The sequence below is a fragment of the Xenorhabdus thailandensis genome (genome assembly GCF_037996785.1).
Taxonomy (GTDB): Bacteria; Pseudomonadota; Gammaproteobacteria; order Enterobacterales; family Enterobacteriaceae; genus Xenorhabdus; species Xenorhabdus griffiniae.
In genome coordinates this window covers 26,710-51,187 of sequence record NZ_JBBMXF010000007.1, presented here as the reverse complement: position 1 = coordinate 51,187, position 24,478 = coordinate 26,710, and the positions used below count along the sequence as shown (strand labels likewise).

At 43.3% G+C, this 24,478-nt stretch carries 20 protein-coding genes and 3 pseudogenes; 17 read left to right on the top strand and 6 right to left on the bottom strand.

Annotation, left to right across the window (positions count from 1 at the left end):
* Nucleotides 1-646: 646 nt before the first annotated feature.
* The 7 genes and pseudogenes from AAC853_RS02700 to AAC853_RS02670 all read left to right on the top strand — a co-directional run bounded on the left by AAC853_RS02700 (nucleotide 647) and on the right by AAC853_RS02670 (nucleotide 8,014).
* A complete protein-coding gene (locus tag AAC853_RS02700) occupies nucleotides 647-1,645 on the top strand; it encodes a 3-oxoacyl-[acyl-carrier-protein] synthase III C-terminal domain-containing protein (RefSeq protein ID WP_340613628.1) in 999 nt (332 codons plus the stop codon).
* Nucleotides 1,642-2,388, top strand: a pseudogene (locus AAC853_RS02695) (NAD-dependent epimerase/dehydratase family protein); the annotation flags it as partial. The gene AAC853_RS02700 and the pseudogene AAC853_RS02695, both read left to right, overlap by 4 nt.
* A gap of 1 nt (nucleotide 2,389) precedes the next feature.
* The gene (locus AAC853_RS02690; RefSeq protein ID WP_422824171.1) at nucleotides 2,390-2,566 is read left to right on the top strand and encodes a hypothetical protein; all 177 of its coding nucleotides are present in this window, start codon (nucleotides 2,390-2,392) and stop codon (nucleotides 2,564-2,566) included.
* A pseudogene (locus AAC853_RS02685) lies at nucleotides 2,563-3,685 on the top strand (F390 synthetase-related protein). Before AAC853_RS02690 ends, AAC853_RS02685 begins: the two are co-directional and overlap by 4 nt.
* Nucleotides 3,686-3,833: 148 nt before the next feature.
* A complete protein-coding gene (vapB, locus tag AAC853_RS02680; RefSeq protein WP_193850094.1) occupies nucleotides 3,834-4,064 on the top strand; it encodes a type II toxin-antitoxin system VapB family antitoxin in 231 nt (76 codons plus the stop codon).
* Complete coding sequence (vapC, locus tag AAC853_RS02675) at nucleotides 4,064-4,477, top strand: type II toxin-antitoxin system tRNA(fMet)-specific endonuclease VapC (protein ID WP_340613627.1); 414 nt, start codon at nucleotides 4,064-4,066, stop codon at nucleotides 4,475-4,477. The genes vapB and vapC overlap by 1 nt, the downstream gene beginning before the upstream one ends.
* A gap of 429 nt (nucleotides 4,478-4,906) precedes the next feature.
* On the top strand, nucleotides 4,907-8,014 hold the full coding sequence (locus AAC853_RS02670) for an inverse autotransporter beta domain-containing protein (RefSeq protein ID WP_340613626.1): 3,108 nt from the start codon (nucleotides 4,907-4,909) through the stop codon (nucleotides 8,012-8,014).
* Nucleotides 8,015-8,150: 136 nt separating this feature from the next.
* Here the strand turns inward: AAC853_RS02670 and AAC853_RS02665 are convergent, their stop codons facing one another.
* Together AAC853_RS02665 and AAC853_RS02660 are read right to left on the bottom strand one after the other, a co-directional pair.
* Entirely contained in the window at nucleotides 8,151-8,525 is a 375-nt protein-coding gene (locus tag AAC853_RS02665) for a type II toxin-antitoxin system PemK/MazF family toxin (RefSeq protein WP_338883500.1), read from the bottom strand.
* Nucleotides 8,525-8,797, bottom strand: coding sequence for an AbrB/MazE/SpoVT family DNA-binding domain-containing protein (locus AAC853_RS02660; protein WP_338883498.1), 273 nt, complete (start codon nucleotides 8,795-8,797; stop codon nucleotides 8,525-8,527). The genes AAC853_RS02665 and AAC853_RS02660 overlap by 1 nt, the downstream gene beginning before the upstream one ends.
* A 147-nt stretch (nucleotides 8,798-8,944) precedes the next feature.
* Between AAC853_RS02660 and AAC853_RS02655 the strand changes: the two genes are divergently transcribed.
* Nucleotides 8,945-9,295: a type II toxin-antitoxin system RelE/ParE family toxin gene (locus AAC853_RS02655; protein WP_340613625.1), complete on the top strand. Its 351-nt coding sequence runs from the start codon at nucleotides 8,945-8,947 to the stop codon at nucleotides 9,293-9,295.
* Nucleotides 9,296-9,301: 6 nt separating this feature from the next.
* The gene (locus AAC853_RS02650; RefSeq protein ID WP_074021154.1) at nucleotides 9,302-9,604 is read left to right on the top strand and encodes an XRE family transcriptional regulator; all 303 of its coding nucleotides are present in this window, start codon (nucleotides 9,302-9,304) and stop codon (nucleotides 9,602-9,604) included.
* A gap of 85 nt (nucleotides 9,605-9,689) precedes the next feature.
* Here the strand turns inward: AAC853_RS02650 and AAC853_RS02645 are convergent, their stop codons facing one another.
* The 3 genes from AAC853_RS02645 to AAC853_RS02635 all read right to left on the bottom strand — a co-directional run bounded on the left by AAC853_RS02645 (nucleotide 9,690) and on the right by AAC853_RS02635 (nucleotide 13,440).
* Nucleotides 9,690-10,970 carry a bifunctional O-acetylhomoserine aminocarboxypropyltransferase/cysteine synthase gene (locus AAC853_RS02645; RefSeq protein WP_340613624.1) on the bottom strand — a complete coding sequence of 427 codons (1,281 nt, stop codon included), beginning with the start codon at nucleotides 10,968-10,970 and terminating at the stop codon, nucleotides 9,690-9,692.
* Between the two features lie 369 nt (nucleotides 10,971-11,339).
* Nucleotides 11,340-12,218, bottom strand: a complete 879-nt coding sequence (locus AAC853_RS02640) for a Thoeris anti-defense Tad2 family protein (protein WP_340613623.1) — start codon at nucleotides 12,216-12,218, stop codon at nucleotides 11,340-11,342.
* Nucleotides 12,219-12,681: 463 nt separating this feature from the next.
* Complete coding sequence (locus AAC853_RS02635; RefSeq protein WP_340613622.1) at nucleotides 12,682-13,440, bottom strand: Thoeris anti-defense Tad2 family protein; 759 nt, start codon at nucleotides 13,438-13,440, stop codon at nucleotides 12,682-12,684.
* A gap of 550 nt (nucleotides 13,441-13,990) precedes the next feature.
* Here AAC853_RS02635 and AAC853_RS02630 point away from each other — a divergent pair.
* The 8 genes and pseudogenes from AAC853_RS02630 to AAC853_RS02590 all read left to right on the top strand — a co-directional run bounded on the left by AAC853_RS02630 (nucleotide 13,991) and on the right by AAC853_RS02590 (nucleotide 23,260).
* Entirely contained in the window at nucleotides 13,991-15,007 is a 1,017-nt protein-coding gene (locus tag AAC853_RS02630; RefSeq protein ID WP_340613621.1) for an Rpn family recombination-promoting nuclease/putative transposase, read from the top strand.
* Between the two features lie 182 nt (nucleotides 15,008-15,189).
* Nucleotides 15,190-15,978, top strand: coding sequence for an SDR family oxidoreductase (locus AAC853_RS02625; RefSeq protein WP_340613620.1), 789 nt, complete (start codon nucleotides 15,190-15,192; stop codon nucleotides 15,976-15,978).
* A 38-nt stretch (nucleotides 15,979-16,016) separates the two neighbouring features.
* A complete protein-coding gene (locus tag AAC853_RS02620; protein ID WP_340613619.1) occupies nucleotides 16,017-17,261 on the top strand; it encodes a styrene monooxygenase/indole monooxygenase family protein in 1,245 nt (414 codons plus the stop codon).
* A 15-nt stretch (nucleotides 17,262-17,276) separates the two neighbouring features.
* Complete coding sequence (locus AAC853_RS02615) at nucleotides 17,277-17,825, top strand: flavin reductase family protein (protein ID WP_340613618.1); 549 nt, start codon at nucleotides 17,277-17,279, stop codon at nucleotides 17,823-17,825.
* A gap of 40 nt (nucleotides 17,826-17,865) precedes the next feature.
* A pseudogene (locus AAC853_RS02610) lies at nucleotides 17,866-18,665 on the top strand (cyclase family protein).
* Nucleotides 18,662-20,263, top strand: coding sequence for a phytoene desaturase family protein (locus AAC853_RS02600; protein ID WP_340613615.1), 1,602 nt, complete (start codon nucleotides 18,662-18,664; stop codon nucleotides 20,261-20,263). Before AAC853_RS02610 ends, AAC853_RS02600 begins: the two are co-directional and overlap by 4 nt.
* Nucleotides 20,264-20,323: 60 nt before the next feature.
* Complete coding sequence (locus AAC853_RS02595; protein ID WP_340613614.1) at nucleotides 20,324-21,229, top strand: SphA family protein; 906 nt, start codon at nucleotides 20,324-20,326, stop codon at nucleotides 21,227-21,229.
* Nucleotides 21,230-21,532: 303 nt separating this feature from the next.
* Nucleotides 21,533-23,260 (top strand): ABC-F family ATP-binding cassette domain-containing protein, encoded by a 1,728-nt coding sequence (locus AAC853_RS02590; protein ID WP_340613613.1) that lies wholly within the window; start codon nucleotides 21,533-21,535, stop codon nucleotides 23,258-23,260.
* Between the two features lie 33 nt (nucleotides 23,261-23,293).
* Here AAC853_RS02590 and AAC853_RS02585 read toward each other — a convergent pair whose 3' ends face one another.
* Nucleotides 23,294-24,193, bottom strand: a complete 900-nt coding sequence (locus AAC853_RS02585; RefSeq protein ID WP_340613612.1) for an AraC family transcriptional regulator — start codon at nucleotides 24,191-24,193, stop codon at nucleotides 23,294-23,296.
* Between the last annotated feature and the right edge of the window lie 285 nt (nucleotides 24,194-24,478).

Here is a 24,478-nt window from a genome sequence, read left to right as displayed (position 1 = left end):
AGGCAAGATCTTGGTTTGGAAGAAATTTATGGTAGCTATATAAAGACTCGTTGAAAATGGTGTATAGACAGTAAAAACATATTGATATACACCTTTAGTTAGTTATTTCAATTAGCAGTATTATTCATTCTGAATGAATGCTTCTTATCCAGAATAATAAACTCGTTATTTTTACTTTTAATATATATATTGGTTATTTGATATTTTACTTTAATTTAAAAAGCAATAAAAATATTGGACTAATGCTTGTTAAAATTTTATGTTGACGCTATTTAATTTTAATTAACCAATGAAACAAAAACTATAAATGACTATTCATTATTAATGAAATCAAGTCAGTTTATTTGTCAATTAACATTGACCTTTATTTTACATATAGACAACAAACGCCATGATTAAATCTCATAATGTGTTTTTTGTATTAAAAAAATTTTATGATACTGAAATTATAAACTGAGAAATTTTTTTTGTTTTTCAAGTAACTGCATTGAATATTTCAATTTAGTAATATGATGTGTCATAAATATAGACTTCCTGTTTAATCGGCTATCTGATAAATATTCATTTATTCTCACCCTACTCAGAATTCACTTCATATTCTGGCAAATAACTTAAACAAAAAATTAACACTTGGAAGTTATAAAAAATGAAAAATATAAATGAATTGATCCCATTGAAGATCATTGCGTCTGGTATTGCCTTACCAGAAAACAAAGTGTATTCATCCGATTTAGATTTAAGGCTTAATAAGCCGAAGGGTTTTGTCGAAAAACATTCTGGAATAGAGTATCGCTATCATTCGAATTATGAAGCATCTCCAGCTAAATTAGCCGCAGATGCACTGCATAATACGTTAGATACACATCAAATCTCGCCAGATTCAATTGATTTACTGATTTCAGCTTCGGCTATCCCGATTCAAGCCTTACCTTATTCTGCGGCACATATTTTAAACGAGAGTCGGTTAAAGGCAGGAACCGCCTGTTTTGATATTAATGCAAGCTGCGTGAGTTTTATCTCTGCACTGGATATTGCGAGTGGATTGCTGGCAACCCGGCAGTATCGGCGGATTGCTATTGTTTCTTCGGAGATGGCTTCCCGTGGAATTGACTGGTCGCATCAAGAATCCTCACTGATTTTTGGTGATGGGGCGGCTTGTGTGATCGTTGAAAAAGGGGATGGGAAAAGTGGGATTGTGACCTACAAACATGAAACCTACCCAGAAGGCCTTGAATTATGTGAGATCCGGGCTGGCGGAACCCGCAAGAATCTGCGTGCAGGTATGGAAGATAGCGATTTCCTGTTCCAGATGCAGGGTAAGCCGCTGTTTAAACTAACCGCCTCATTGATTGAAGAATTTACAGCGCGTGTATTGGGGAGTGCCAATCTTGCCATGTCCGATATCGATACTGTGATACCTCATCAGGCAAGCCATTTGGGATTGAAACATATTCTCAAGCGCTTGAATATCAAAGATGAGAGATTTGTGAATATCTATCGTTATCGTGGTAATCAGGTTGCGGCATCTATTCCAAGCGCACTGCATGAAGCCATCATGACAGATCGCTATTATGGCCGTGATTATGTGATGTTGCTTGGTACAGCGGCTGGGCTTTCGTTAAGTGAGATGATTTTAATACCATGAAAATTCTTGTAACCGGAGCCACGAGTGGTTTAGGTCGTAATGCCGTTGATTACCTGTTATCCCGTGGCGAGGCGGTGGTGGCAACCGGACGTGATCCGCAGGCGGGAAGGGAATTGTCTCGATTGGGGGCGGAATTTCGCCGTGCTGAGCTGGCGACGTTAACGAAGGAGCAAGCCATCGGGCTGATGTCAGAGTGTGACGCAGTCTGGCATTGCGCCGCCAAATCTTCTCCCTGGGGCGATCCTGATGAGTTTGAACGTATCAATGTGGCTGCGACACAGATTTTGGCACAGGCGGCTGGCATATGTGGTATCCAGCGATTTGTCCATATTTCTACTCCAGCTGTGTATTTTAATTTTTCCCACCAACAGCATGTTACCGAACATCAGCGCAGCCAGCGTTTCGCCAATGATTATGCCCGAACCAAGTTTCTGGCGGAAGAGAGCATACGTCAATTGATCCCCCGCTATCCTGACACGACTTACATTATCCTGCGCCCCCGTGGGTTATTTGGCCCGCATGACAGAGTATTGTTGCCGCGTTTGTTGTCTCAGGTTAAAGCCAGCAAAGGCGTTGTTGCTTTGCCAGCAGGGGGAAGGAATGCTCTGGATCTCACTTACGTCATGAATGTTGTTCATGCCATGTTATTGGCAACTCACCGTGAAGGCATACAAAGTGGGGCGATATATAACATTACTAATCAACAACCACAGCCATTGGCGAAGATCTTAGGGCAGTTATTTGATGATATTGTTAGCTGCCTGGTCACCAACGAATTACCGTGAACTGCGCGGGCCTGCAAAGTTGGCGAATCTTATTATGGATGACAGCCGTGCCTATTACGAAACACTGAATAAGCTGCATCACATTGACCAAAAACAGATCCCTATCCAGCTCTGCCATGAGGGAGATTTGGAATGATATTTAAAACATTTTGGTACTATTGGCGAGCCAAAAAACGGTGGAAATTCACCAACCGACAGCAGCTTGAGCAACACCAATTGAGAGAATTGGCGCGATTCAGGCATAGGGTTCTGGCGAAAAGCGGGGACATCAGGACAACGAGGTCTTTTCGTTGCCAGCCCGAAAGAGCGGAGCATTTGGGCGGGAACCCTGCTTGCCAAAATGCTACCAAACGGCTTATTTCACGGTGAGCGAGTTGCGCTGTTTTTACGGGCGGGGAATAATCTCTACGAGAGTGTCCAGAACCGTTGGATATCCTTCCGTTTTTTTGACTTGTTTGCTGACTTTAATCAGCAGGTACAAGCATTAGTCGCGTATCAACCCACTATTATTGTCGCGCCCGCCCAGGTGTTGCGGGCATTGGCATTGAAGATCCAGCAAGGTGAAACATCATTACCGCCGGTTAAAGTGATCTCGGTGGCAGAAGTGCTGGAACCGCAAGATCGCCAACTGTTGCAGGCCGTATTCAGGAACGTAGGAGAAATTTATCAGGCAACGGAAGGTTTTCTGGCGTGTACTTGCTCGCATGGGACGCTGCACCTTAATGAAGAGTTTTTGCATATTGAGCCGAAATGGATAGATGAATCGCGTTTTAACCCGATTATTACTGATTTTACCCGTGAAACGCAGCCTATTGTACGTTATCAGCTTGATGATATTTTGGTGGTGAGAAAAAAAGCTTGTGCGTGCGGTAACCCTGCATTGGCGATAGAGCGCATCGAAGGGCGTAATGATGATCAGTTAATTTTACCTGCACTTACAGGAGGAACAGTCAGTATTTTCGCTGATCCTTGTTCGCGGATCATTGCCAATACTCTGCCGTTAACGAGCGATTATCGGTTAACCCAGGCGGGATTGTCGCTGAAACTGGAAGGGGATTGTAGCATCGAAGTCCTCCAGCACTGCCAGTCAGCGCTGTCAGACTATTTTGCCAAACAAGGGGTGGATATCGATAAAATTGAATGGCAGTGCGTATCGCAGGTGATACTGCCGGATCTGTTTAATAAGCGTCGCCGGATTATCAGGTGCGCCGTAAAACCCCGTCCTTCAGAGGGTGTCAATAAGAGGAAGGAATAATCGGGGGCGAGCTGCGGGCGATTAATAATTGCTCGCAGTTTGGGTTAAATTAAGACAAATTAAGTAAGGTATATCCCGTTGATATATCCCTGAAAAGGGCTATGCTTTTCAATGAACTTAATTGGAAGATTTTATTTCGGAGGTCAGTATGGAAAAAACAACTGTCTTTAAAAGTAACCGTAGTCAGGCTGTACGCTTGCCCAAAGCTGTTGCTTTACCGGAAGATGTAAAACATGTTGATATTATTGCTATCGGTCGAACTCGTATCATAACTCCAGCAGGAGAGGGATGGGATAGTTGGTTTGATGGCGAAAATGTTACCCCTGATTTTATGACTGACAGGCAGCAGCCAAGTGAACAGCTCAGGGAAGAATTTTGATGATTAAATATATGCTTGATACCAATATTTGTATTTATACTATCAAGAATAAACCACAGAAAGTCAGAGACGCTTTTTATCAACATTATGGCCAGCTTTGCATCAGCTTTGTAACATTGATGGAGTTAATTTATGGTTCTGAAAGATCAGAAAATCCTAAAAAAAATCTGGATATTATTGAGGGATTCGCTGCACGTTTGGAAATCATGAACTATGGTTTTGATGCTGCTGCTCATACAGGACAAATACGTGCTGAATTAGCAAAAAAGGGAAAACCTATTGGCCCCTATGACAGTATGATTGCAGGCCATGCCCGCTCACTGGGTATGGTTCTTGTGACAAATAATACCCGTGAATTTGAACGGGTTTTGGGGTTAAGAATTGAAGATTGGGTGATAGCGTCCTTCTCGTAACAATAAGTCCTTTCCAACGGTTTTACCACCTTCCACTTCTGTGATTGCCTGGTTTAAGCGGGCTGCATTTTTGGTACTTGCCATCAAATAGGCAGTTTTTTCATAACCATTTTCAAGTTACCGCCAATAACACGGTAACTTGAAATTTATCGCCAAATAAATTTTTCTCTGAAAAATAAATATTAAGAACACATCATTAAAATCCCCTATTTGATTGAATATCAAGCCTGATTTTTTATGCTAATTCGCATTTCATGTAATAACCGGCCATTCAAAATAGCAAGCGATAACTTCTTATTATCAACTAATAAAAACTTTTCATTAAGCAGATTAGTAATAAGTCACCTAATGTATCTTAAGTGCACAAAAAGGTTAATTTTTTATTCTTATTCAATGTTGGGACATCAAATATTCTATGAGGTACTATATATGAGCTCATATATTAGTAAGAAGTTCATTAGATCTTCGCTATATATAGGTTCTTTGTTTTTGCCATTTATCGCAACGAATACATTGGCTATAGGTGAGAAAAACACTGAACATCAAACACAGAAAGTGGCAGATGAAAATCAGTTAGAGAATAGGGAAGATACTACAGCCGGTTTAATTGCGCAAAATATTCAGACGGTAAGTCGGGTTCTGTCGTCTTCACCTTCCCAACTTACCGAACAAGCTAAATCCTACGCGTTAGGAAAAGTCAATGGGATAATATCCAGTGAAACCCAGAAATGGTTATCCCAGTTTGGGACAGCCAGAATTAATTTTGCCCTTGATAGAAAAGGCAAACTGGATAATGGCTCCCTGGATCTGTTGCTGCCGCTCTACGACAATAAAGCCGATTGGTTGGTTTTCTCCCAATTTGGTTATCGCAATAAAGACAGCCGCCATACCGTGAATGTCGGTGTGGGTGGCCGTTATTTTACGCCTACTTGGATGTACGGGTTGAATACTTTCTATGACCATGATGTCACCGGTAAAAATCAGCGCATCGGTGTAGGTGCAGAAGCCTGGACAGATTATATCAAATTTTCGGTCAACTCATACTTGCGTCTGACTGACTGGCGTCAGTCATTGGAAAAACAGGATTGGGAAGAGCGTGCGGCCAACGGCTTTGATCTTCAAGGCGAATTCTATTTACCTGCTTACCCGAACCTGGGTGGTAAGTTAGGCTTTGAACAATACTTTGGTGATAACGTTGAGTTGTTCAATCGTGGTAGTAAACAGAAAAACCCCAGCCTGGGTAGAGTTGGCCTGAACTATACGCCGATTCCGTTGGTGACAATGGGGGTAGACTACAAATATGGTGGCAGCGGGCACAGTGAAACTTTGTTCCAGGCCAACCTGAATTATCGCTTTGGAGTACCTTGGGGAGTACAGTTCTCGCCTGATAGTGTTGCTTCCATGCGTACATTGGCAGGTAGCCGCTATGACCTAGTGGAAAGAAACAACCATATTGTGCTTGATCACAGGAAGAAGCCAGATGAACTGCAATTAGCGTTGTCGCAAAACAACATCGTTGGTTATAGCCAGCAAGCATGGCCAGCGCCAATACAGATAGCGGCTAACATAAAATCAAACGTCAAGAATATAATATTTCAGGCAGATAACGCATTTACCAAAAATGGAGGCGGTATTTCCAAAGTGGGTGGCGGTAATGAGTTAATTGCGCTTGTATTGCCTAAATATATTCCTAATGGACAGAATACGCATACGATCAATATCTTTGCGGAAGGAAATAACGGTGAGGTCAGCAAGCCAGCTATTTTGAATGTGACAGTCCAGCCTTTTGTTGTCAGACAATTTAAGACTGAACAATTAACAAATTCTGCTGCGGGTGATAAGGGCGGTTATAAATTACTGGCAACAATCGCTCATGGTACAACCGATAAAGATATTATCCGCAATGGCGTGATTGATAATGTCACCTGGTCGATTGAGCCACAAAGTAAGGATGTCAGTCTGGATTGGGAAAACCCCAGCAAAACCAATTCTCAGGGACAATTGCAGGCAACGGTAACGACCTCCCAGCCGCTGAAAGATGTGAAAGTCTTCCTGGAAATACCTGGAATGCCAAAAACCCATGTTGGTGATATTGGCTTTAGTGGCCTGATTTCTGACTTTAAGGTTCAATCCGTTACTCCGTTCGTATCAGGGCCACTGCTCGTTGGAGATAATGGCTATACCTTTACAGCCGTTGTAAAAGATAAGAATGGTACTGCCCTGAAAAATCAGAAGGTGGATGTTAAGTGGTATCCTGAGACATTACCGGATGGTATGAAGTGGTCGTCAGTACAAAACACTACAAATACCGAAGGGAAATTGTTTGCTACCTTAACCAGTACCAAACCTGTAAAAGATATTAAAGTCGGTGCATCAATTGATGACGGTAAAACGACGACATTCGCTGAAAAACCCGTGGCTTTCGTCGGTGATATTAAGATTGGTGACTTCGTAGTGACACCGGATAAGGATCTCGATGGTGACGGACAAAAGGCTTATTTGTATAAAGCAAAAATTAAGGATGCTACCACTGATTTAGCTATACCAAATCTGACCTTTGATCACGATAAGGTGATTTGGAGCGTGGTTAATGACAAGTTTGACCACAATAAACTAGTAGAGGAAGGTAAGCTGGTGTTCGGCAATAAACAGCTCACCACGGATGATCAAGGATACCTGACGACAACGTTGACCAGTTCTGTCGGTGTTGACAATGTCAATGTCAAGCTGGAGCTTATGAATAAAGAAGGAAAACATGAATCGATTGCTAACACTACCGTGAAATTTAAATCGGTAGATCAGCCTGTTGGGTTGTATATTTACAGTGCAAATAACAATCCATCTGCCAATCACTTCTACAAGAGTGGTGAGAATAGACCTTATAACGTCTTCAACGGGTTAATAGCAGAGCTACGACTTGATCAAGATACGCCTGTTTTTACGCCTGGTGGCGATGAAGAAGGCTATTTTGAAATAGTTACAGGGAGCGCATTGCTTTCAGATGGAGCTTCTAAATTATCCGGTAAATTCCATTTTGCCGGCGACGATGCTTGGAGTTCTCTGACAGCGACAACGATCAAGTTGACTACTACTAACAAACGGACAGGAGCAATACAAACCTATACTTATACAGTAAAACCACGGCGTTATTTTGTCGGTTACTATTCGTATCCCCCTCTGTATACTGATTGCATCGCTGCAGCGAATGGAATTACTGGTAAGAATCAGGTCATGCGAGCGAAGTTGTCGGATGTGTATCCAGCATCCACGAAAGGTGATCCTAAGTATAGGGACGTCACTATATTAAGAGATGGCACGACGCTACTTGAAGAGTTTCCTAATATAATGGATTGGGGGCTTCTTAGAAGTACTGTCCCTAATATAATTGTGTATAACGACGTGTTTGACCTCATAGCAAACAATTCTGGAACCGGAGGTCAGGGACCTGTTGGGATTAATGTTAATAATCCAGAACAACTTGACTTTTCACCAAAAGGACCTGGGTTGCTTTGTATGTCAACCATGGTAGACCAGTAAGATAAGTGATAAAAAACACAGGCTCAAAATTAGAGTCTGTGTTTATTTAGATCGCTGACAAACCCATTTAAAATAGAGAGGTTTGTTTTTTTATTCCAGTGCGCCGTAAAACTTCGGCTTTCAGAGTATGTCAAAATCAATGTAATTGAGGATCTAAAATATCTATGACTTTGGATAATATTTCATCAACAACGCTGGGTTCAGCTTGTGCTGAATAGGTCGCTTTTCTTTCATTCAAATCAAGTGAACGAATTTGGTAACAAAGCACAACACCGGTAATTTTTCCGGTATCGGTACTTGAGCCATCGAGATATACCGTGACCGCTTCAGAGCGTGCTAACCCTCCTCCGCTGGTAATTGGAACGCAAAGTGCAGTACCTAGCTTTTGATTCAGTGCAAATTCAGAGATAACCAGATAGTAATGCGCTCCTTTAAACTCTCTTCCGCTAACAGGATCACCGTTAGTGTGCCAGATTTCACCCTTGCCTGGGACATTCCTTTTACGCACCATTAAATCACCTCATGACCAACAGGGTGAGAATTCAGTTCGTCGGCGGTGGCTTCGTTGAAAGTTTGCACCTCTGTTTCATCAATTCCTTGCAGCAACTCAGAAAGAGACTTTCGGCCTCTGGCAATTCTACCCGCTGGTTTGATGCTTATTGTGTCTCCTGATGGTGTTATATCCAATGTCATGCCGACAGACCATCCCATTACTGTTGCAACTTCACTAGGGATGGTGACAACGACAGCTCCACCCTGTTGACGTAAACGCGTTATTGCCATGATGACCCTCCAATAAATATGTAACTTTATCTCACACATTGATTGTATCATAAGTTTCACAAAGTCACACTCCTGAAACAAGATAAAGATCTTGATTATAGGTTTTAATCTATATAGTATTACGTCTATATTGTGTAAGGAGCAATCATGTGGACCATCGAGACAACGGACACCTTTGATGAGTGGTTCTATACTCTAGATGACACCGACCGTGCCAACGTTCTGGCTTCAATGATGGTGCTTCGAAAACGAGGTCCGATGTTACCCAGGCCATACGCAGACACCGTTAAGGGTTCATTCTACAGCAACATGAAAGAGCTGCGGGTTCAAAGTAAAGGAGAACCAATCCGAGCATTCTTTGCGTTCGATCCTAAACGCAAAGGAATTCTTCTTTGTGCCGGTAACAAGAACGGAAATGAGAAAAGGTTTTACGAAATTATGATCCCGATTGCTGACCGCGAATTCACGGCGCATCTGGAGAAATTGAAGAAGGAGTAAACAATTATGGCAAGAACTCTTGACCAAATACTGGCGAGTGAAAAGCCCGAAGTTGTTGCCAACGCACAAAAAGCAGCGACTGAGATGTTGCTTAACATCCATCTGGCAGAACTTCGCGAACGCATGAATCTGACTCAAGGCGACATCGCTGTGGCTCTCGGCATTAAGCAACCGACTGTCTCCGATATGGAGAAACCTGGCCGCGATTTGAAGCTATCTTCTCTCAAACGTTACGTGGAAGCATCCGGTGGCAAGTTACGTATCGACGTAGAGTTACCCGACGGTACACACTACGGCTTTGTAGTTTAATCTAAAACACAGGCTCAAAATTAGAGCCTGTGTTTATTTTTATTACATTTGCAATATTTTGATATTATCGCTCTTAACAACGATTTTACTGCGTCTTTGCTGCCTCCAGCGCTTGCGCGAGGTCGGCAATAATATCATCGCTATGTTCGATACCTATGGATAAGCGAATTAAATCACGTGAAACGCCCGCTTTTACCATTTCTTCATCATTTAGCTGACGATGGGTTGTTGAGGCTGGATGACAAGCCAGAGATTTAGCATCACCAATATTAACCAAACGAACAATCAATTGCAGGGCATCGATAAAGCGTACACCTGCTTCTTCTCCGCCTTTAATGCCGAAAGACAGAATAGACGCTGGCTTGCCCCCCATATAACGGATAGCCAAATCATGTTCAGGATGTGCAGGCAATCCCGCATAGTTCACCCAGGATACCTGAGGATGTTTTTCCAGATATTGTGCGATTTTCAGGGCGTTTTCAGTATGGCGCTCCATCCGTAACGCCAATGTTTCCAGCCCCTGTAACATCAAAAAGGCATTGAATGGCGACAAGGCCGCGCCTGTGCTACGCAGTGGCCCAACACGACAGCGAGCGATAAAGGCAGCGGCACCAAAATGTTCGGTATAGGTTATGCCGTGATACGAAGGATCTGGTGTGCCTAAAATGGCAAAACGATCCTGATGCGCCATCCAGGGGAATTTGCCTGAATCGACGATCATCCCACCAATTGAGGTGCCATGTCCGCCAATATATTTGGTCAGGGAATGGATGATAATATCGGCGCCATGTTCAAATGGGCGGCATAAATAGGGCGTTGCGACGGTATTATCGACAATAAGAGGAATGCCGTGTCGATGGGCAATATCTGCCAGAGCCTGGATATCAATGATATTCCCACTTGGGTTAGTGATGGATTCGCAATAGACGGCTTTGGTTCTTTTATCGATCAGGGTGTCAATGACAGCGAGATTGTCATGATCAACAAAACGGGTTTCAATCCCCATAGTTGGGAAACTGTGTGCCATCAGGTTATAAGTTCCGCCATATAATTTTGCGACAGAGACAATATTATCCCCCACCGTGGCGATGGTTTGTATAGCGTAGGTGATTGCCGCCATGCCCGAAGCGACCGCAAGTGCACCGATACCACCTTCCAAAGCGGCGACACGTTTTTCCAATACATCATTGGTTGGATTCATGATGCGGGAGTAAATATTACCTTCCACTTTTAAATCAAACAGATCAGCACCATGTTGGGAATCATCAAAAGCGTAGGAAGTAGTCTGGTAAATTGGGACAGCAACGGCTTTGGTTGTTGGATCGGGTGAATAACCTGCGTGGATGGATAAAGTTTCTAATTTCATTGCCATTTCCTTTAGTTAAGTGAAGTGGTACTGACGTTTGAGACTAACAATTAAAAATAGTAACGCGTTTGTTTTGACTTTGTTGATATCAAAAAATGATTCTGAATCAATAATTCAATATTACTCTCATTTTTTGCATTTTATCCGATTGCCTTACAAGAACTATCTATACCTTAAATAGTTAAAACATTTAATAAATATAAAAGGTGATTATTGATGATTGGCTCAGCATACAGCATTGATGGATTTAATATCGGTGTCGGTTAGCGTTTTTAATATATCTGCTGCCGCAATAGGGGGTAATTTCGGCGGCGAATATAAAAGGCTACAGGAGCGTAGCCTTGAATTTAGGATGGAGATTTGGAAAATTTATTTATCGTACCAACTAAGGTAGAAATGCTTAGCTTTACTATGTTCTTGATTCATTATGGAGCATATATTTATAACATCAAAATTCTGATCAGCATAACAATTATAAAAAACAATGACTTTATTTCCGATTACCATAGGATTAGATGTAATTTTGTCCGAAGGATCAATGGGTATATAACCATCGGAAAAGTGAAAAAGCTTATAGGTTCTATCATCGATTGTTATATAAAGATCTTTGCTAAGTAACTCTACCGTTTCTTGACAATTATCTTCATTACAAGATACGATAAATGTTAAATTCCACAACTTACTTAAACCACCTATCCTTAGTCCGCAAGCAAATCCTACAATTTCCTTAATTGTTGTCTTATTCTGGAAGTTAGATAGAGTACCGATATTATGAAATTCGTGTATTCCTCTACTATAGTCAAAATGGCGGACTACGTCCCATGTTTCTTCGGTAGTATATCCGCTATAATGATAATCAGGCGCACGCGGTAATCCTATTTTAAGATCAAAAGACATCCAATATGGTGCTGGTAATAGCAGTATTTTCCAATCACAAGCCATTAAATCTTCTTGGGTGGGTTTCCAGGGAAGCCAATAGCCATCTTTATTACTCTTCTCGATATAAGCAGTCCCATCACCTTCGCTATTCGCTACCGATTGATGGGCAAGGCGTATATGTTCTTTAGGAACATGCCAGCCAGTACGATATAATAGCTGTTTTCCTATATATACCTGACTTAGTGCCCATGCGAAAGAACCGATTGGCACAGTTATTTCGCCACAAAAACCTTCAAACTTATATTGATGAGGATTGAAAGGACATTTAAGGCTGGCATCCATATTTTCTGGTTTGTTGAGTTTAGACATAAATCCCTCACTTACTTATTCGTTAAAGTTCAAGGTAATTTCATCCTACTGTTAAACCGCTAGCTAATATTACTTAGGTTAAGTTTTTATTTCAATAATGTTAGATATAAAAGCAATATATATGGAATAAAATAGGGATTTGTATTATAAAATCTGATTATCTGCTGTGATGAATATCTGTTAGGTGGTAAATTTGAAGTTTGCTGCTAAAAAATTCCTCACTGAAATATAGCTTCTTGTTCAGCCTTTATATTGATTATAAAGGTGCATCCACGAAATAGTGACAAAAGTCATGGTATCAATAGATTTAATATCGATGTGGTTTATTGTTTCTGTTATAAAGATATCATGGCAATAAGGAATATTGAGGTATTGGGAGTTATTATAGCGGCAAAATATAAAGACCATGCAGGATGGCGCATAGCCTTAAATTTAGGATAGGGATTTGGGGAATTTATTTATATTACCAGCTAAAATGGAAATTTTGAGTCTTACCTATTTCCGCTATTTTATTGAATTCAGAAGTATTACCACTATATGTGGCAATTATAATAGCTTCGTGCACTGATACATTATTGAAGGCATAATTATAAGTCTTACCATTGAGCGTTATAGAAAGACTATTTTTTAGTAATTCTGCCGCCTTCTGATATCCATCTTCATAGCAGGATACGCCTACAATAACTTCATCAGAATCCCAGATAAAACCTGCAACTTCCCTAATCGTAGTTATATTATTCTGGAAATTAGATAAAGTACCACTACTCCTATTTCTTATTTTCGTCCCCCGAGGACGCATATCGTCGCTGATATATCCATTATAGATAGCGTCATCAAATAGACCCATTCCTACTTCAAGATCAAAAGACATCCAATTTGATTCTGGTAATTGCAGCAATTTCCAATCACAAGCCATCAAATCTTCTTGAGTTGGTTTCCAGGGAAGCCAATAACCATCTTGATCACTCTTCTCTATATAAGCAGGCCCATCACCATTGCCTTCACTATTATTCGCCACAGATTCATAAGCAAGGCGCATATGTTCTTTAGGGGCATTCCAACCATTACGATATAGCTGTTTTCCTAAATACACTTTGCTCAGTGCCCATGCGAAAGAACCGGCTGGTACAATGATATCTGCACCGTAATCCCTGTATTGGTCAGGATTGAATGGGCATTTAAGGCTGGCATTCATATTTTCTGGTTTACTGAGTTCAGACATAAATCCCTCACTTAATTATTCGTTAAAATTCAAGGTAATTTCATCCTACTGCTAAACCGCTAGTTTATCTTACTTAAGTGGCGTTTTTATTTCAATAATATGAAATATGGAAACAATAAATACGGAAGTAAAATCTGGCGTTATGTTATAAAGTCTATTTATCTGCTGTGGTAGATATCAGTTAAGTTGTAAATTTAAATTTTACTACTGAAAATTAATTTAAAGTCTTGGAGGATGTTTCTTTATAAAATGTACTCGCGAAATAATGACGAAAAGTTGCAATTTATAACACTAAATGAAATCACACGCATCTTGAAGTTGGATGGATATAAATATTATTACTGTAATAAAGAGTGTTTATTAAAGTTTTCTCTATTTGTTTTTAATGCGATGAAAAAGTAAGTCATCAACGGATTGAATACGTAATATTATTATGATACTGATTGTATATTTTATAAAAATAATTATCATTTAATGATTATTTTTAATAATACCATTAATTAATAGACTGATTATTTTTCACGGAATTTTTTAATTGACGGTAGATATAATGAATAAAAATAATAAGACTACACCCACACCCCATGATGCGGCTTTCAAAGGGTTTATGACTCAGATTGAAAACGCTAAAGATTTTTTTGACATCCACCTACCGGAAAAAATCAAGCAACTATGTGATCTTAGCACATTAACATTAACCAACTCGTCATTCATCGACCAACAGTTACGTTCGAGAATGTCGGATGTCCTCTATTCGGTGCAAACGCAACAGGGGGAGGGTTATATCTATGTCCTGGTTGAACACCAGTCTACCCCAGATAAAATAATGGCATGGCGAATGATGCATTATTCTTTTATGGCGATGAATCAGCATCTGCAACAGGGAAACAAGACACTGCCGCTGGTTGTACCCGTCTTGTTTTACCACGGTGAGCGCAGCCCTTATCCTTTCCAGCAAACCTGGACGCAATGCTTTCCGTTGCCCGAATTGGCGAAAGAGATATACTTTAATCCATTTCCGTTAGTCGATGTCACTGTGATTGATGATAATGAACTGGTGAATCATCGCAAAATCGCCGTGATGGAACTGGCGATGAAGCATAAAAATTTGCGGGAGGGGTTTAAGGCCGTGACCGCGTTATTGGCACAGGCCCTTAAGCACAATTATAATAGTGACAATGATGTGGTCACTATCCTTCATTACCTGTTTAACACGATGGATTCACCGCATTTTGAACAGATTATCCAGCAGCTGATTGAACAGACAGATAGTCGTCAGGAGGTGATTATGACTATTGCTCAACGATTACACGAAAAAGGCCGGAAAGAAGGCCTTCAACAAGGCCTTCAACAAGGTCTTCAACGAGGTATGCAACAAGGCCTTCAACAAGGTATGCAACAAGGTCTTCAACAAGGTATGCAACAAGGCGTACAACAAGGAGAAGAAAAGGGTCAGCGTAAGGCGCGACTGGAAATGGCACGTAACCTGTTAAAAAACGGTGTCAGTATTGAACTGGTGATGGAAAGCTCCGGTTTGAGCCGTGAAGAACTGCTTTCCTTGCAATAATCTCCTCATTTTTGTTCCCCTTTTCGCATCTCTTGCCTGCGCTTTTGGGCAGGTAAGATGTCAAATCTGCACTGAATGGATCTTTTCTGCATATAGCGGCTACTTGCATCTCCCTATTTCACGTAATGATACCCCTTCATAATTAATCACTCTGGTGGGCATATGACAAAAGGGGAACCCTTATGCAGGGCTTAAACAATAAAGTCGCTATTGTCACTGGTGGGGCTACCAAAATTGGGGCAACCGTTGCCAGGGTATTGAGTGAATATGGGGTGAAGGTTGCAATTTTTGATATTGATCAGGCAGGCGGGGAGAAAGCGGCCAGTCTGCAACCGGAATCCATCCGTTTCTGGCATGTTGATATTACTGACGACAATCAACTTTCTCAGGGAATACATGAGGTTGTTGCTTGTTATCACCGTCTGGACTACCTCATCAACCTTGCAGCGACTTATCTGGATGAGGGAGCCGCTTCCAGCCGTGAAACATGGTTGGCCGCCTTGAATATCAATGTGATCAGTGCCATCAGAACAGCCCAATTTGTCCGGCCTTACCTCACTGCGGCGGGAGGCGGCGCCATTGTTAACTTCACCAGCATTTCTTCCTCAATTGCCCAGACAGGCCGCTGGTTATACCCCGCTTCAAAAGCCGCGTTACTGCAAATCACCCGTAGCATGGCAATGGATTATGCCGCTGACCACATCCGCGTTAATTCTGTTTCACCAGGGTGGACTTGGTCACGGGTTATGGATGAGTTAACCCAGGGGAAGCGACAGAAAGCCGATAACGTTGCCGCAGATTATCATCTGCTTGGTCGTGTCGGCGATCCCGAAGAAATTGCGCAGGTCGTGGCATTTCTCCTATCAGATTTAGCGAGTTTTGTAACCGGTGCGGATTATGCCGTTGATGGTGGTTATTCAGTAATGGGACCAGAACAGGCAAAACCTGCTATTCCACGGTTGGCGGAATAGGTTCAGTTCCGGCATCCAAAACAAAAGAGGAAAATACTATGCGTCGTATCGCTATCGTCGGAGGTGGACAGGCCGGGCTGCCTCTGGCTCTTGGTCTGCTTGACAAGGGCTATCAAGTCACTGTCGTCACCAACCGCACGCCTGATGATGTTCGTCATGGTCGGGTTCTGTCGAGTCAATGCATGTTTGATGCTTCTTTGCAGTTTGAACGTGATTTGGGATTGAATCAGTGGGAAACGCAATGCCCGCCCGTTGAAGGGATTGGTTTCACCGTGCCACATCCCGAAATTCCCCATGACAAGGCCATTGAATGGAGTGCACGGCTCGACAAATATGCGCAGGCTGTCGATCAACGCATCAAGATGCCATTTTGGCTGGAACTATTTGCTTCTCGTGGCGGTAATCTGGAAATTCGCGATGTGGGTGTTGCCGAACTGGAACGCCTGACGGCCAGCCATGAACTGGTCATTTTGGCGGGAGGCAAAGGAGAGATTGTAAAATTGTTAGAACGCGATGCTTCACGTTCACCATATGATACACCGCGGCGTGCACTGGCATTGACCTATGTGAAGGGTATGCTGCCAACACCTCAATATTCCCGTGTCTCTTTTAACCTGATCCCGGGTGTAGGGGAATATTTCGTTTTTCCTGCCCTGACACTCAGTGGTCCCTGCGACATCATGGTGTTCGAGGGTATTCCGGGTGGCGCAATGGATGGCTGGCAAGGGGCAAGAACACCGCAAGAACATCTGGCCTATAGCAAGCAGATCCTCAAAACTTTCCTGCCGTGGGAATCTGAACGTTGTGAGCATATCGAGCTGACCGATGAAAATGGCATTCTGGCGGGACGCTTTGCACCAGTAGTGCGTAAGCCCGTGCTGACTTTGCCTTCTGGTCGTCAGGTTTTTGGACTGGGGGATGCTGTGGTTACCAATGATCCGCTGACCGGGCAGGGTTCGAATAACGCAACAAAAGCCTGCAAAGTCTATTACGAAGCCATTCTTGCCCATGGCGACAAACCTTTTACGGCTGAATGGATGAACAACACGTTTGAACAATTCTGGCAATATGGTCATTACGTTGTGGAATGGACAAACAGCCTTCTTATCCCACCAAAGCCACACGTTCTGGAATTATTAGGGGCAGCCCAACGTTTACCGGCACTTGCCAGCACAATTGCCAATGCGTTCAACCATCCTCCGGTACTGTTCCCATGGTGGGAAGATGCCAATGCTTGTGAAGAATATATCCATTCACAACTGATTGAAGAAATTCGGGCATAAACGGGGGAAATAAATATGAGCACAACTACCCTGAATAACCAAATGCCGCTGTTTGATAGTGAATGGGGGGCAACGGAATTTGAAACGGGAGATTTGCGCACGCTTTTTGGGAAGTATCCGACAGGGGTTGCCATTGTTGCGACTCGCACTGCTGAGGGACGTAATGTGGGATTGACCATCAATTCATTTGCTTCACTTTCTCTGAAGCCGCCTTTGGTGCTCTGGAGTTTGGTTAATCATTCACCTAATCTGTCCGTGTTCCGTGATTGCGAATATTTCACCATCAGTATCCTGAGTTGTGATCATCAGGAATTGGCCCTGCGTTTTGCCAGTTCGCGGGTAGAAAATAAATTTCAGGGGATTTCGGTGCAGGAAACACCCGAAGGTATCCCTTCGATTGGAGGAGCGATAGTGACACTGGTGTGTGCCAATCACCAGCAAACGCATCTTGGTGATCATTTGCTGGTCATCGGTGAGGTCAAACGCATTGCCAGTATCGAAGGTAAGCCATTGGTTTTTCACGGCGGCATGTTTACCGGTCTGCATGATATTCACGGAATATAAAAAATGATTCTGTTGGAAAACATTCAGGAGAGCATGATTAATGAATAGTCCGTTAAATGCGTTTGTCACGGCGTTAAATCAAGGCAGTGTGAAAATCATCGACCTTACACAAACATTGACGCCGGATTTTCCGGCCTTGCAGTTGCCTGAACAATTTGGACAAGTTTGGGCCTTCAATGTGGAACGCATTTCTCACTATGACGAGAATGGCCCAGGTTGGTATTGGAACAATTTTAGTTGTGGTGAGCATACCGGCACGCATTTTGATGCGCCAATACATTGGATCAGCGGTAAAGATCAGCCGGATAACAGTGTCGATACCATTCCCTTGCATAATTTTGTTGCGCCTGCTGTGGTGGTGGATGCCAGCCAGCAGGTGGCACAAGATCCAGACTGGATATTGACGGTTGCGTTTTTACAGTCCTGGGAAGAGCAGCATGGTCATATTCCCGCCGGAGCATGGTTGCTGTTCAGGACCGATTGGTCGAAATGGGCAGACGATCCGGTACGTTTTCTCAACCTGCATGATGATGGTGCCCATACACCAGGACCCAGCCAGGAAGCGGTGGAATGGTTGATCCACGAGCGGGATATTCGAGGGTTCGGGTAGAAACCATTAATACGGATGCGGGGCAATCGTATGCCTGGCCAGTGGCATATCCCTGCCACACGTTAATGCACGGGGCGAATAAATATGGCTTGCAGTGCCTGAAAAATCTCGATTTGTTGCCTCCCACAGGGGCGGTCATTATTGCTGCGCCCCTCAAAATTGGCGGTGGTTCGGGAAGCCCGTTGCGTGTTCTGGCATTGGTTGAATCTTTCTCTGGAGCGATACCATGACAGATTCCAGGCCACAAGTGATCGTTGTCGGCAGTGGCATCAACTCGTTGGTATGTGCCGCTTTGTTGGCAAAATGGGGTAAATCAGTCTTGGTACTGGAACGTAACGCAGTACTTGGCGGTTGTATTCGCACGGAAGAACTTTTTTCCGGTTATACCCATGACGTGCTCTCTTGCTGGTATCCATTGTTTTTAGGCAGCCCAGCCTATCAGGAACTCAAGCCTGAATTGGAGAAGGCAGGTTTGGAATTTCTGCAAAGCGATTATTCAACGGGGTGGGTACAACCTAATGGCAAGGGAATTGCCTTAAAGCACGATATTCTGGCTTCAGCTTTGCGGCTTGATGAAATCGCGGCAGGTGATGGAGAGACATTGCGTCGCATGGCACAACAAATCTTCCATGATGATACGGCGCTGATCTTTGGTTTATTAGGGCAAAATCCCTATGGTTGCGGGATACTCAAATTATTGTTCTCTGAATGGCGCAAACGCGGCCTGGATGGATTGGCTAGGTTTGCCGGCAGTTCGCTGGAAACTTTCCGGCGTTGGGCTGAACGTGAGTTACAGTCTGATTTCAGCCGTGCTTTGCTGGCGCCGTGGGTATTGCATACGGGGTTAGGGCCGGATGATGCCAGCTCCGCTCTGATCGGTAAGCTCACCTTTACTGCTGTAGTTGCCGGTGGGATGCCGGTGGTAAAAGGTGGCAGTATGCGCATAGTAGAAGCGTTAACAGGGATCATTGAACAACACGGCGGCCAGCTTATTACCCATGCTCAAGTTGACCGTATCATCACCCAAGGGCAGGGCAAAAAGCGTCGTGCTTCTGGTGTGATGGTTGCGGGGCAGGTTTATCACGCCAGCGAGGCGATAGTCTGCAATGTAACCCCCCAACAGCTTTATGGTCACTTGCTGGATAGGGTTCCCGATACTCTCTTGCAACAAGCACGCAACTATCGTTATGGGCGCGGGGGAATGCAGGTTCATTTTGCCTTGAACGCCCCACCGCCGTGGTGTGAGCCTGAATTGTGCCATGTGCCACTGGTTCATTTAACGGAGAGTATGGAACAAGTCTGTTTATCCGTGACACAGGCTAATAATGGTTATCTGCCCAGCCATCCGACACTGGCGATAGGTCAGCCAACAGCCCTTGATCCTTCCCGTGCGCCAAAAGGCGGTTGGATTTTGTGGATTCAAATGCAGGAATTGCCCACGCAGCTAAAAGGTGATGCTTTGGGAGAAATTCCCATTTCTGCCGATGGCAGCTGGAATGAGGCTATTCGCGAAGCGGTTGCGGATCGGGTGCAGGCTCGTTTGGAAACCGTGATGCCGGGTTTTTCATCTTCGATTGTTGGCCGCAAAACCTATTCTCCAGCAGACTTACAAGCATTGAACTGTAACTTGTCAGGGGGAGATCCCTATTCAGGCATTTGCTCACCTGATCAATTTTTCTGGTTACGCCCATTTGCCCCTGCTCAAGGTGCCAAGGTGCATCAAACTCCAGTCCGTAACGTGTTTCACATTGGGGCTTCAACCCACCCAGGTCCCGGATTAAGTGGGACTTCCGGCTATCTTGTCGCCCGCCGACTTGCGCGACGCTGATCAAAGTAGCCAGTCATTTTCATTTTTTATCAATTCATCTCTTACAGAGAGGAGGGTTATATGACGTCCAAATTCAGACGGCTCTTTTATGCAGCGGTTTTATCACTGCCAGGTTTCTTGGCTATGGTAAGTCATTCCGCGATGGCAACAGAAGGTGGTGTCGGTGCCTATCCTGATGGCCTGGATAATTACTTATCTGGTACTTTACCGCCTGCGGGTCTTCATGCCCTGTTTTATGGTGGCAATATTCACTATACCAAGCTTAAGGGCAATCACGGCAATGTGATCCCTGTTCCTGGTTTTAAAGTCAACGTGAATGTCCTTGCCCCGCGATTGGTTTGGGTGACCGAGAAGCAAGTTTTTGGTGGCCAGCTGGCTTATCATGCTATCGTGCCACTATTGGATGTCACCGCTGACGCCGCTGGCAAACATGACAACAGCAAAGGGATAGGGGATATCACCTTTGGTCCTGCCTTGGGTTACCATCCCGCGCCTGATTTGGCTTATGTTATTGGCCTGAATGTCAATGCACCGACCGGCCGCTATGATCGCAACGATCTCTCCAGCCTGGGAAAAAACTATTGGACAGCGCAACCCGTCTGGGCGATCAGTTATTTCCCTGTTGACGGTATCAATGCGGATTTAAAAGTGATGTATGATGTCAACTTCCGCAACAAGGACACTAAAACAACTTCCGGCCAGGCACTACATGCAGATTATGCGTTGGGTTGGGGATTTGGCAACGGTCTGGTCGCAGGCGTTGGCGGTTATGTTTTTCAGCAGATCACGAATGATAGTGGCTCAAACTCTGCACAAGGTAAAGCGAGGGCGGTGGGTTTCGGCCCGTCCATTCGCTATGCCAATGATAAAGGCTGGCTGCTGACTTTGAAGTGGCAAAAAGATTTTGTCGTCAGTAATCGCCCATCAGGTTCCCAAATTTTCTTAAAAGCCGCTATTCCATTTTGAGGATGATATATACCAATCGTCTTTCAAGATGCGTTTTGTCTCTCTCCGCTACGTGAGGAGATATAAACAATCACATTGATTTGCCAGCTGCATTATAAAAAATAAACGCTGCTTATTAATATGAGTGGCGTTTATTTTTATAAGTTAATTAAAAAATCACGGTAAGTTACACAAGATTTCGTGGTTATTCCTTCATTTATTAGGATAAAAACTTGACCTGATTTTTCTTTGAATATATAAGTTTTGGCTGAAAATAATCAATATCTTAAAATTAATAAAAGGTCTTACGATGGGGACATAAAGATGTCAACGCTGATTCATTGTAATAAAGTTAATTTTAGCATTAATTCAAATCCACTATTTAGTAATCTCTCCATCACTATTAAAGAAAACGATAAAATTGCTTTAGTTGGTTATAACGGCACGGGAAAAACCCATTTACTTAAGCTATTAGCGGGTATGGAAAAGCCGGATGATGGGGTAATTGAATATGCTAATGGTTTAAGATTGGAGATGGTCTCTCAGTTTATTGATGACGCATTGCTTGAGATGACTTTATTTGAATCTATTTCCCAGAAAGTAAAACAAATAGATGAATATGGTGATTACAAAGCGGTATCCATGCTTTATGATTTTGGCTTTCAGGATGCTGATTTTACGACAAAAGTTGCTGATCTCAGTGGTGGGCAAAAAACAAAATTGATGTTTGCCATGAGTGCGATTGTCGAACCCGATATTATTTTATTTGACGAACCCAGTAACCATTTGGATGCCAATACCCTGAAATTTTTCGAGTATTTTTTTAATAACAGCCTAAAGAGCGCGTTTATTATCGTTTCCCACGACCGAAACTTTCTGGATAACGTCACCAACCAGACGATTTTCTTGCGAGACCGACAATTGACCGCATTTTCTTTACCATTTAGCCAGGCATTTACTGCCTTACAAGAAAAAGATAAAGCGGATGCATTGCGTTTGAAAGCAGAAGAAAAGAACATTCAGCGTATACAGGAAAGTGCCAAGCGTTTGGCATTGTGGGGAAAAATCTACGATAACGAAAAGTTTTCCAGAAAAGCCAAGTCGATGGAAAAACGGGCAGAAAAACTTGACAAGAGTAAAACCAAAATCACCGAAGGGGAAACTTACCGATTATCATTGGATGCTGATTCAATAAAATCGAAAAATATGCTGCAACTTGGGGAAACATGGATTGGTTATCATCAGGATGGGCAGTTTAATGCTTTATTTTCAATTAATGGCTTGTATATCCGGCCGGGCGATAGAATCGCCTTGTTAGGTGATAATGGTGTGGGGAAATCCACCTTTATTCATACGCTTGTTGAGGCTTATGACCAGACCAGAAATATTTTTTCCCCGCAGTGTAATATGGGCTATCTCGATCAGGAGTTGGAAAAAATTTCGTTGAACGAATCGATCTTCGATGCAGTCAGAAATAACACGCCCAATATTGATGATATCACCTGTAAACAGCAACTGATTGCAACAGGTTTTAAATATGCCGATTTTAACCAACGGGTGGGGCGATTAAGTGGCGGCGAACGTTCCAGATTAATGTTTTTGATCTTGAAATTAAATAAACACAATTTCCTCATCCTTGATGAGCCAACAAACCATCTGGATATTTTTGGCAAAATGGAATTGGAAAATGAATTGATTAATAACGAGATGACAATATTAATTACTTCGCATGATAGGGCGTTTATCGATAACGTCGCTAATCGTTTTTGGCTGATTAAAAATGGCAAACTGGAAGAGGTCACATCCAGTGAGGGGTATTATCAGTTCCTGAATGAAAAAGTGACCCCTTATCAAAAAGCTGTGGTTAAGGAGCAGGAAAACGCCCTTGATGGGGTGGAAACATTAGCAGGCGAGGAAGAGATCCTGCAACGTATTGTGGTGTTGGAACAAAATCTGGCGCAGGATTTGGCAAGGAAACCGAAACACCAGAAGCCCAAAAATCAAGAGAGCTGGAGAAAAGAAATTAAGAGGCTGTATGAAATGCTGGGATAAATGACGAAATAATAAAATAAGATGCTTTGCAGGCTATCCACGTTTCAGGCTTTCCCTTGGTGTTTCACCATAACGGGCTTTATATTCCGCACTAAAGCGTCCCATATGGGCGAACCCCCAACGCAGGGCGACGCCTGTGACGCTGGTGGCTTCTCCAGCCAGGAGTTCCGTGCGTACATGTTCCATACGCAAGTCACGTAAATACTGCATCGGGCTGATATTCAGAAACTCCTTGAAGCCGGAATAGAGACTACGCAGGCTGACTCCTGCCACCTGAGCGAGCTGCTCTACGGTTATGGATTCGTGGGCGTGAGCCTGCAAATATTCTTGTACCCGCCGTACATGCCGCGGGCGAATAGAACGTCGGCGGTCAGTGGGCGTTTCACTGTAGTTATGTTGATGGGTGGACAGCAGGGTAACGGAAACCAATTGCTCTATTTGATTGGTAATCAGTTTGTGTTGCAAGATATCAGGGACTTGGGTAGTACATTCCAGAATATAAGGCATCAAACAGCGCCATGCCTGACAGCGTTGCCATTCAAACCCCAGTTCAAATACCAGTGGTTGATCCAGTGGGTGCCCTAATTGGCCGACAAGCGTTCTCTCCAGCAAGGAGCGGGAGATCCTGACCATAAACTGGTCGTTATCGGCATTCCAGCGCATGGTGGTGTGCTGATTTGGGCTAAGAATGGACGCCAGATTGGGCGTGGAATCAAGATATTGGCTGCCGCTTTCAATACCCGCACAGCCCGCCAGCGGCATTTGGATGAGAAAGAACGTATCCAATTCTCCAGGCGTGATTTCAACGCTAGTACCGTAACGCAATCGGCTCATGGAAATATCCCCCAGTGGAATATAGTGCATTTTGGCGTCCAGCTTTTGATTGTTACCCAGTATAGTGAGTTGATGAGGCTGCATGACCCGTCCGACCATAGATTTAACTTCATCAAAATCGTTGGATGAAAAAAGTAAATGTTTTGGCGAATTGAGATGCTCCCCAATTTTTGTCACCGCATATTTAGGATCTGAACAGTTTGTAGTGGAATATCTTGATTCTGCTCTTCGAGAACCAGTGTGCTTTGATTCAGTATTTTTAGATCCAAAATAATCGTAAGACCACGAATTGCTCATAATTTCAGATACCTCTAGCCAGTCATACCATTGTTATGATGTATGAGATATCCCGCTGATAACGTGTTTATACTAATCTCACTTCAA

What these genes read in the sequence shown, in the direction of transcription:
- AAC853_RS02645 (WP_340613624.1), bottom strand. Translation starts at nt 10,970, where the DNA reads ATGAAATTAGAAACTTTATCCATCCACGCAGGTTATTCACCCGATCCA.
- AAC853_RS02700 (WP_340613628.1), top strand. Translation starts at nt 647, where the DNA reads ATGAAAAATATAAATGAATTGATCCCATTGAAGATCATTGCGTCTGGT.
- AAC853_RS02670 (WP_340613626.1), top strand. Translation starts at nt 4,907, where the DNA reads ATGAGCTCATATATTAGTAAGAAGTTCATTAGATCTTCGCTATATATA.
- AAC853_RS02600 (WP_340613615.1), top strand. Translation starts at nt 18,662, where the DNA reads ATGACAGATTCCAGGCCACAAGTGATCGTTGTCGGCAGTGGCATCAAC.
- AAC853_RS02595 (WP_340613614.1), top strand. Translation starts at nt 20,324, where the DNA reads ATGACGTCCAAATTCAGACGGCTCTTTTATGCAGCGGTTTTATCACTG.
- AAC853_RS02615 (WP_340613618.1), top strand. Translation starts at nt 17,277, where the DNA reads ATGAGCACAACTACCCTGAATAACCAAATGCCGCTGTTTGATAGTGAA.
- AAC853_RS02630 (WP_340613621.1), top strand. Translation starts at nt 13,991, where the DNA reads ATGAATAAAAATAATAAGACTACACCCACACCCCATGATGCGGCTTTC.
- AAC853_RS02590 (WP_340613613.1), top strand. Translation starts at nt 21,533, where the DNA reads ATGTCAACGCTGATTCATTGTAATAAAGTTAATTTTAGCATTAATTCA.
- AAC853_RS02690 (WP_422824171.1), top strand. Translation starts at nt 2,390, where the DNA reads ATGATATTGTTAGCTGCCTGGTCACCAACGAATTACCGTGAACTGCGC.
- AAC853_RS02660 (WP_338883498.1), bottom strand. Translation starts at nt 8,797, where the DNA reads ATGGCAATAACGCGTTTACGTCAACAGGGTGGAGCTGTCGTTGTCACC.
- AAC853_RS02625 (WP_340613620.1), top strand. Translation starts at nt 15,190, where the DNA reads ATGCAGGGCTTAAACAATAAAGTCGCTATTGTCACTGGTGGGGCTACC.
- AAC853_RS02665 (WP_338883500.1), bottom strand. Translation starts at nt 8,525, where the DNA reads ATGGTGCGTAAAAGGAATGTCCCAGGCAAGGGTGAAATCTGGCACACT.
- vapC (WP_340613627.1), top strand. Translation starts at nt 4,064, where the DNA reads ATGATTAAATATATGCTTGATACCAATATTTGTATTTATACTATCAAG.
- vapB (WP_193850094.1), top strand. Translation starts at nt 3,834, where the DNA reads ATGGAAAAAACAACTGTCTTTAAAAGTAACCGTAGTCAGGCTGTACGC.
- AAC853_RS02585 (WP_340613612.1), bottom strand. Translation starts at nt 24,193, where the DNA reads ATGGTCGGACGGGTCATGCAGCCTCATCAACTCACTATACTGGGTAAC.
- AAC853_RS02620 (WP_340613619.1), top strand. Translation starts at nt 16,017, where the DNA reads ATGCGTCGTATCGCTATCGTCGGAGGTGGACAGGCCGGGCTGCCTCTG.
- AAC853_RS02650 (WP_074021154.1), top strand. Translation starts at nt 9,302, where the DNA reads ATGGCAAGAACTCTTGACCAAATACTGGCGAGTGAAAAGCCCGAAGTT.
- AAC853_RS02655 (WP_340613625.1), top strand. Translation starts at nt 8,945, where the DNA reads ATGTGGACCATCGAGACAACGGACACCTTTGATGAGTGGTTCTATACT.
- AAC853_RS02640 (WP_340613623.1), bottom strand. Translation starts at nt 12,218, where the DNA reads ATGTCTAAACTCAACAAACCAGAAAATATGGATGCCAGCCTTAAATGT.
- AAC853_RS02635 (WP_340613622.1), bottom strand. Translation starts at nt 13,440, where the DNA reads ATGTCTGAACTCAGTAAACCAGAAAATATGAATGCCAGCCTTAAATGC.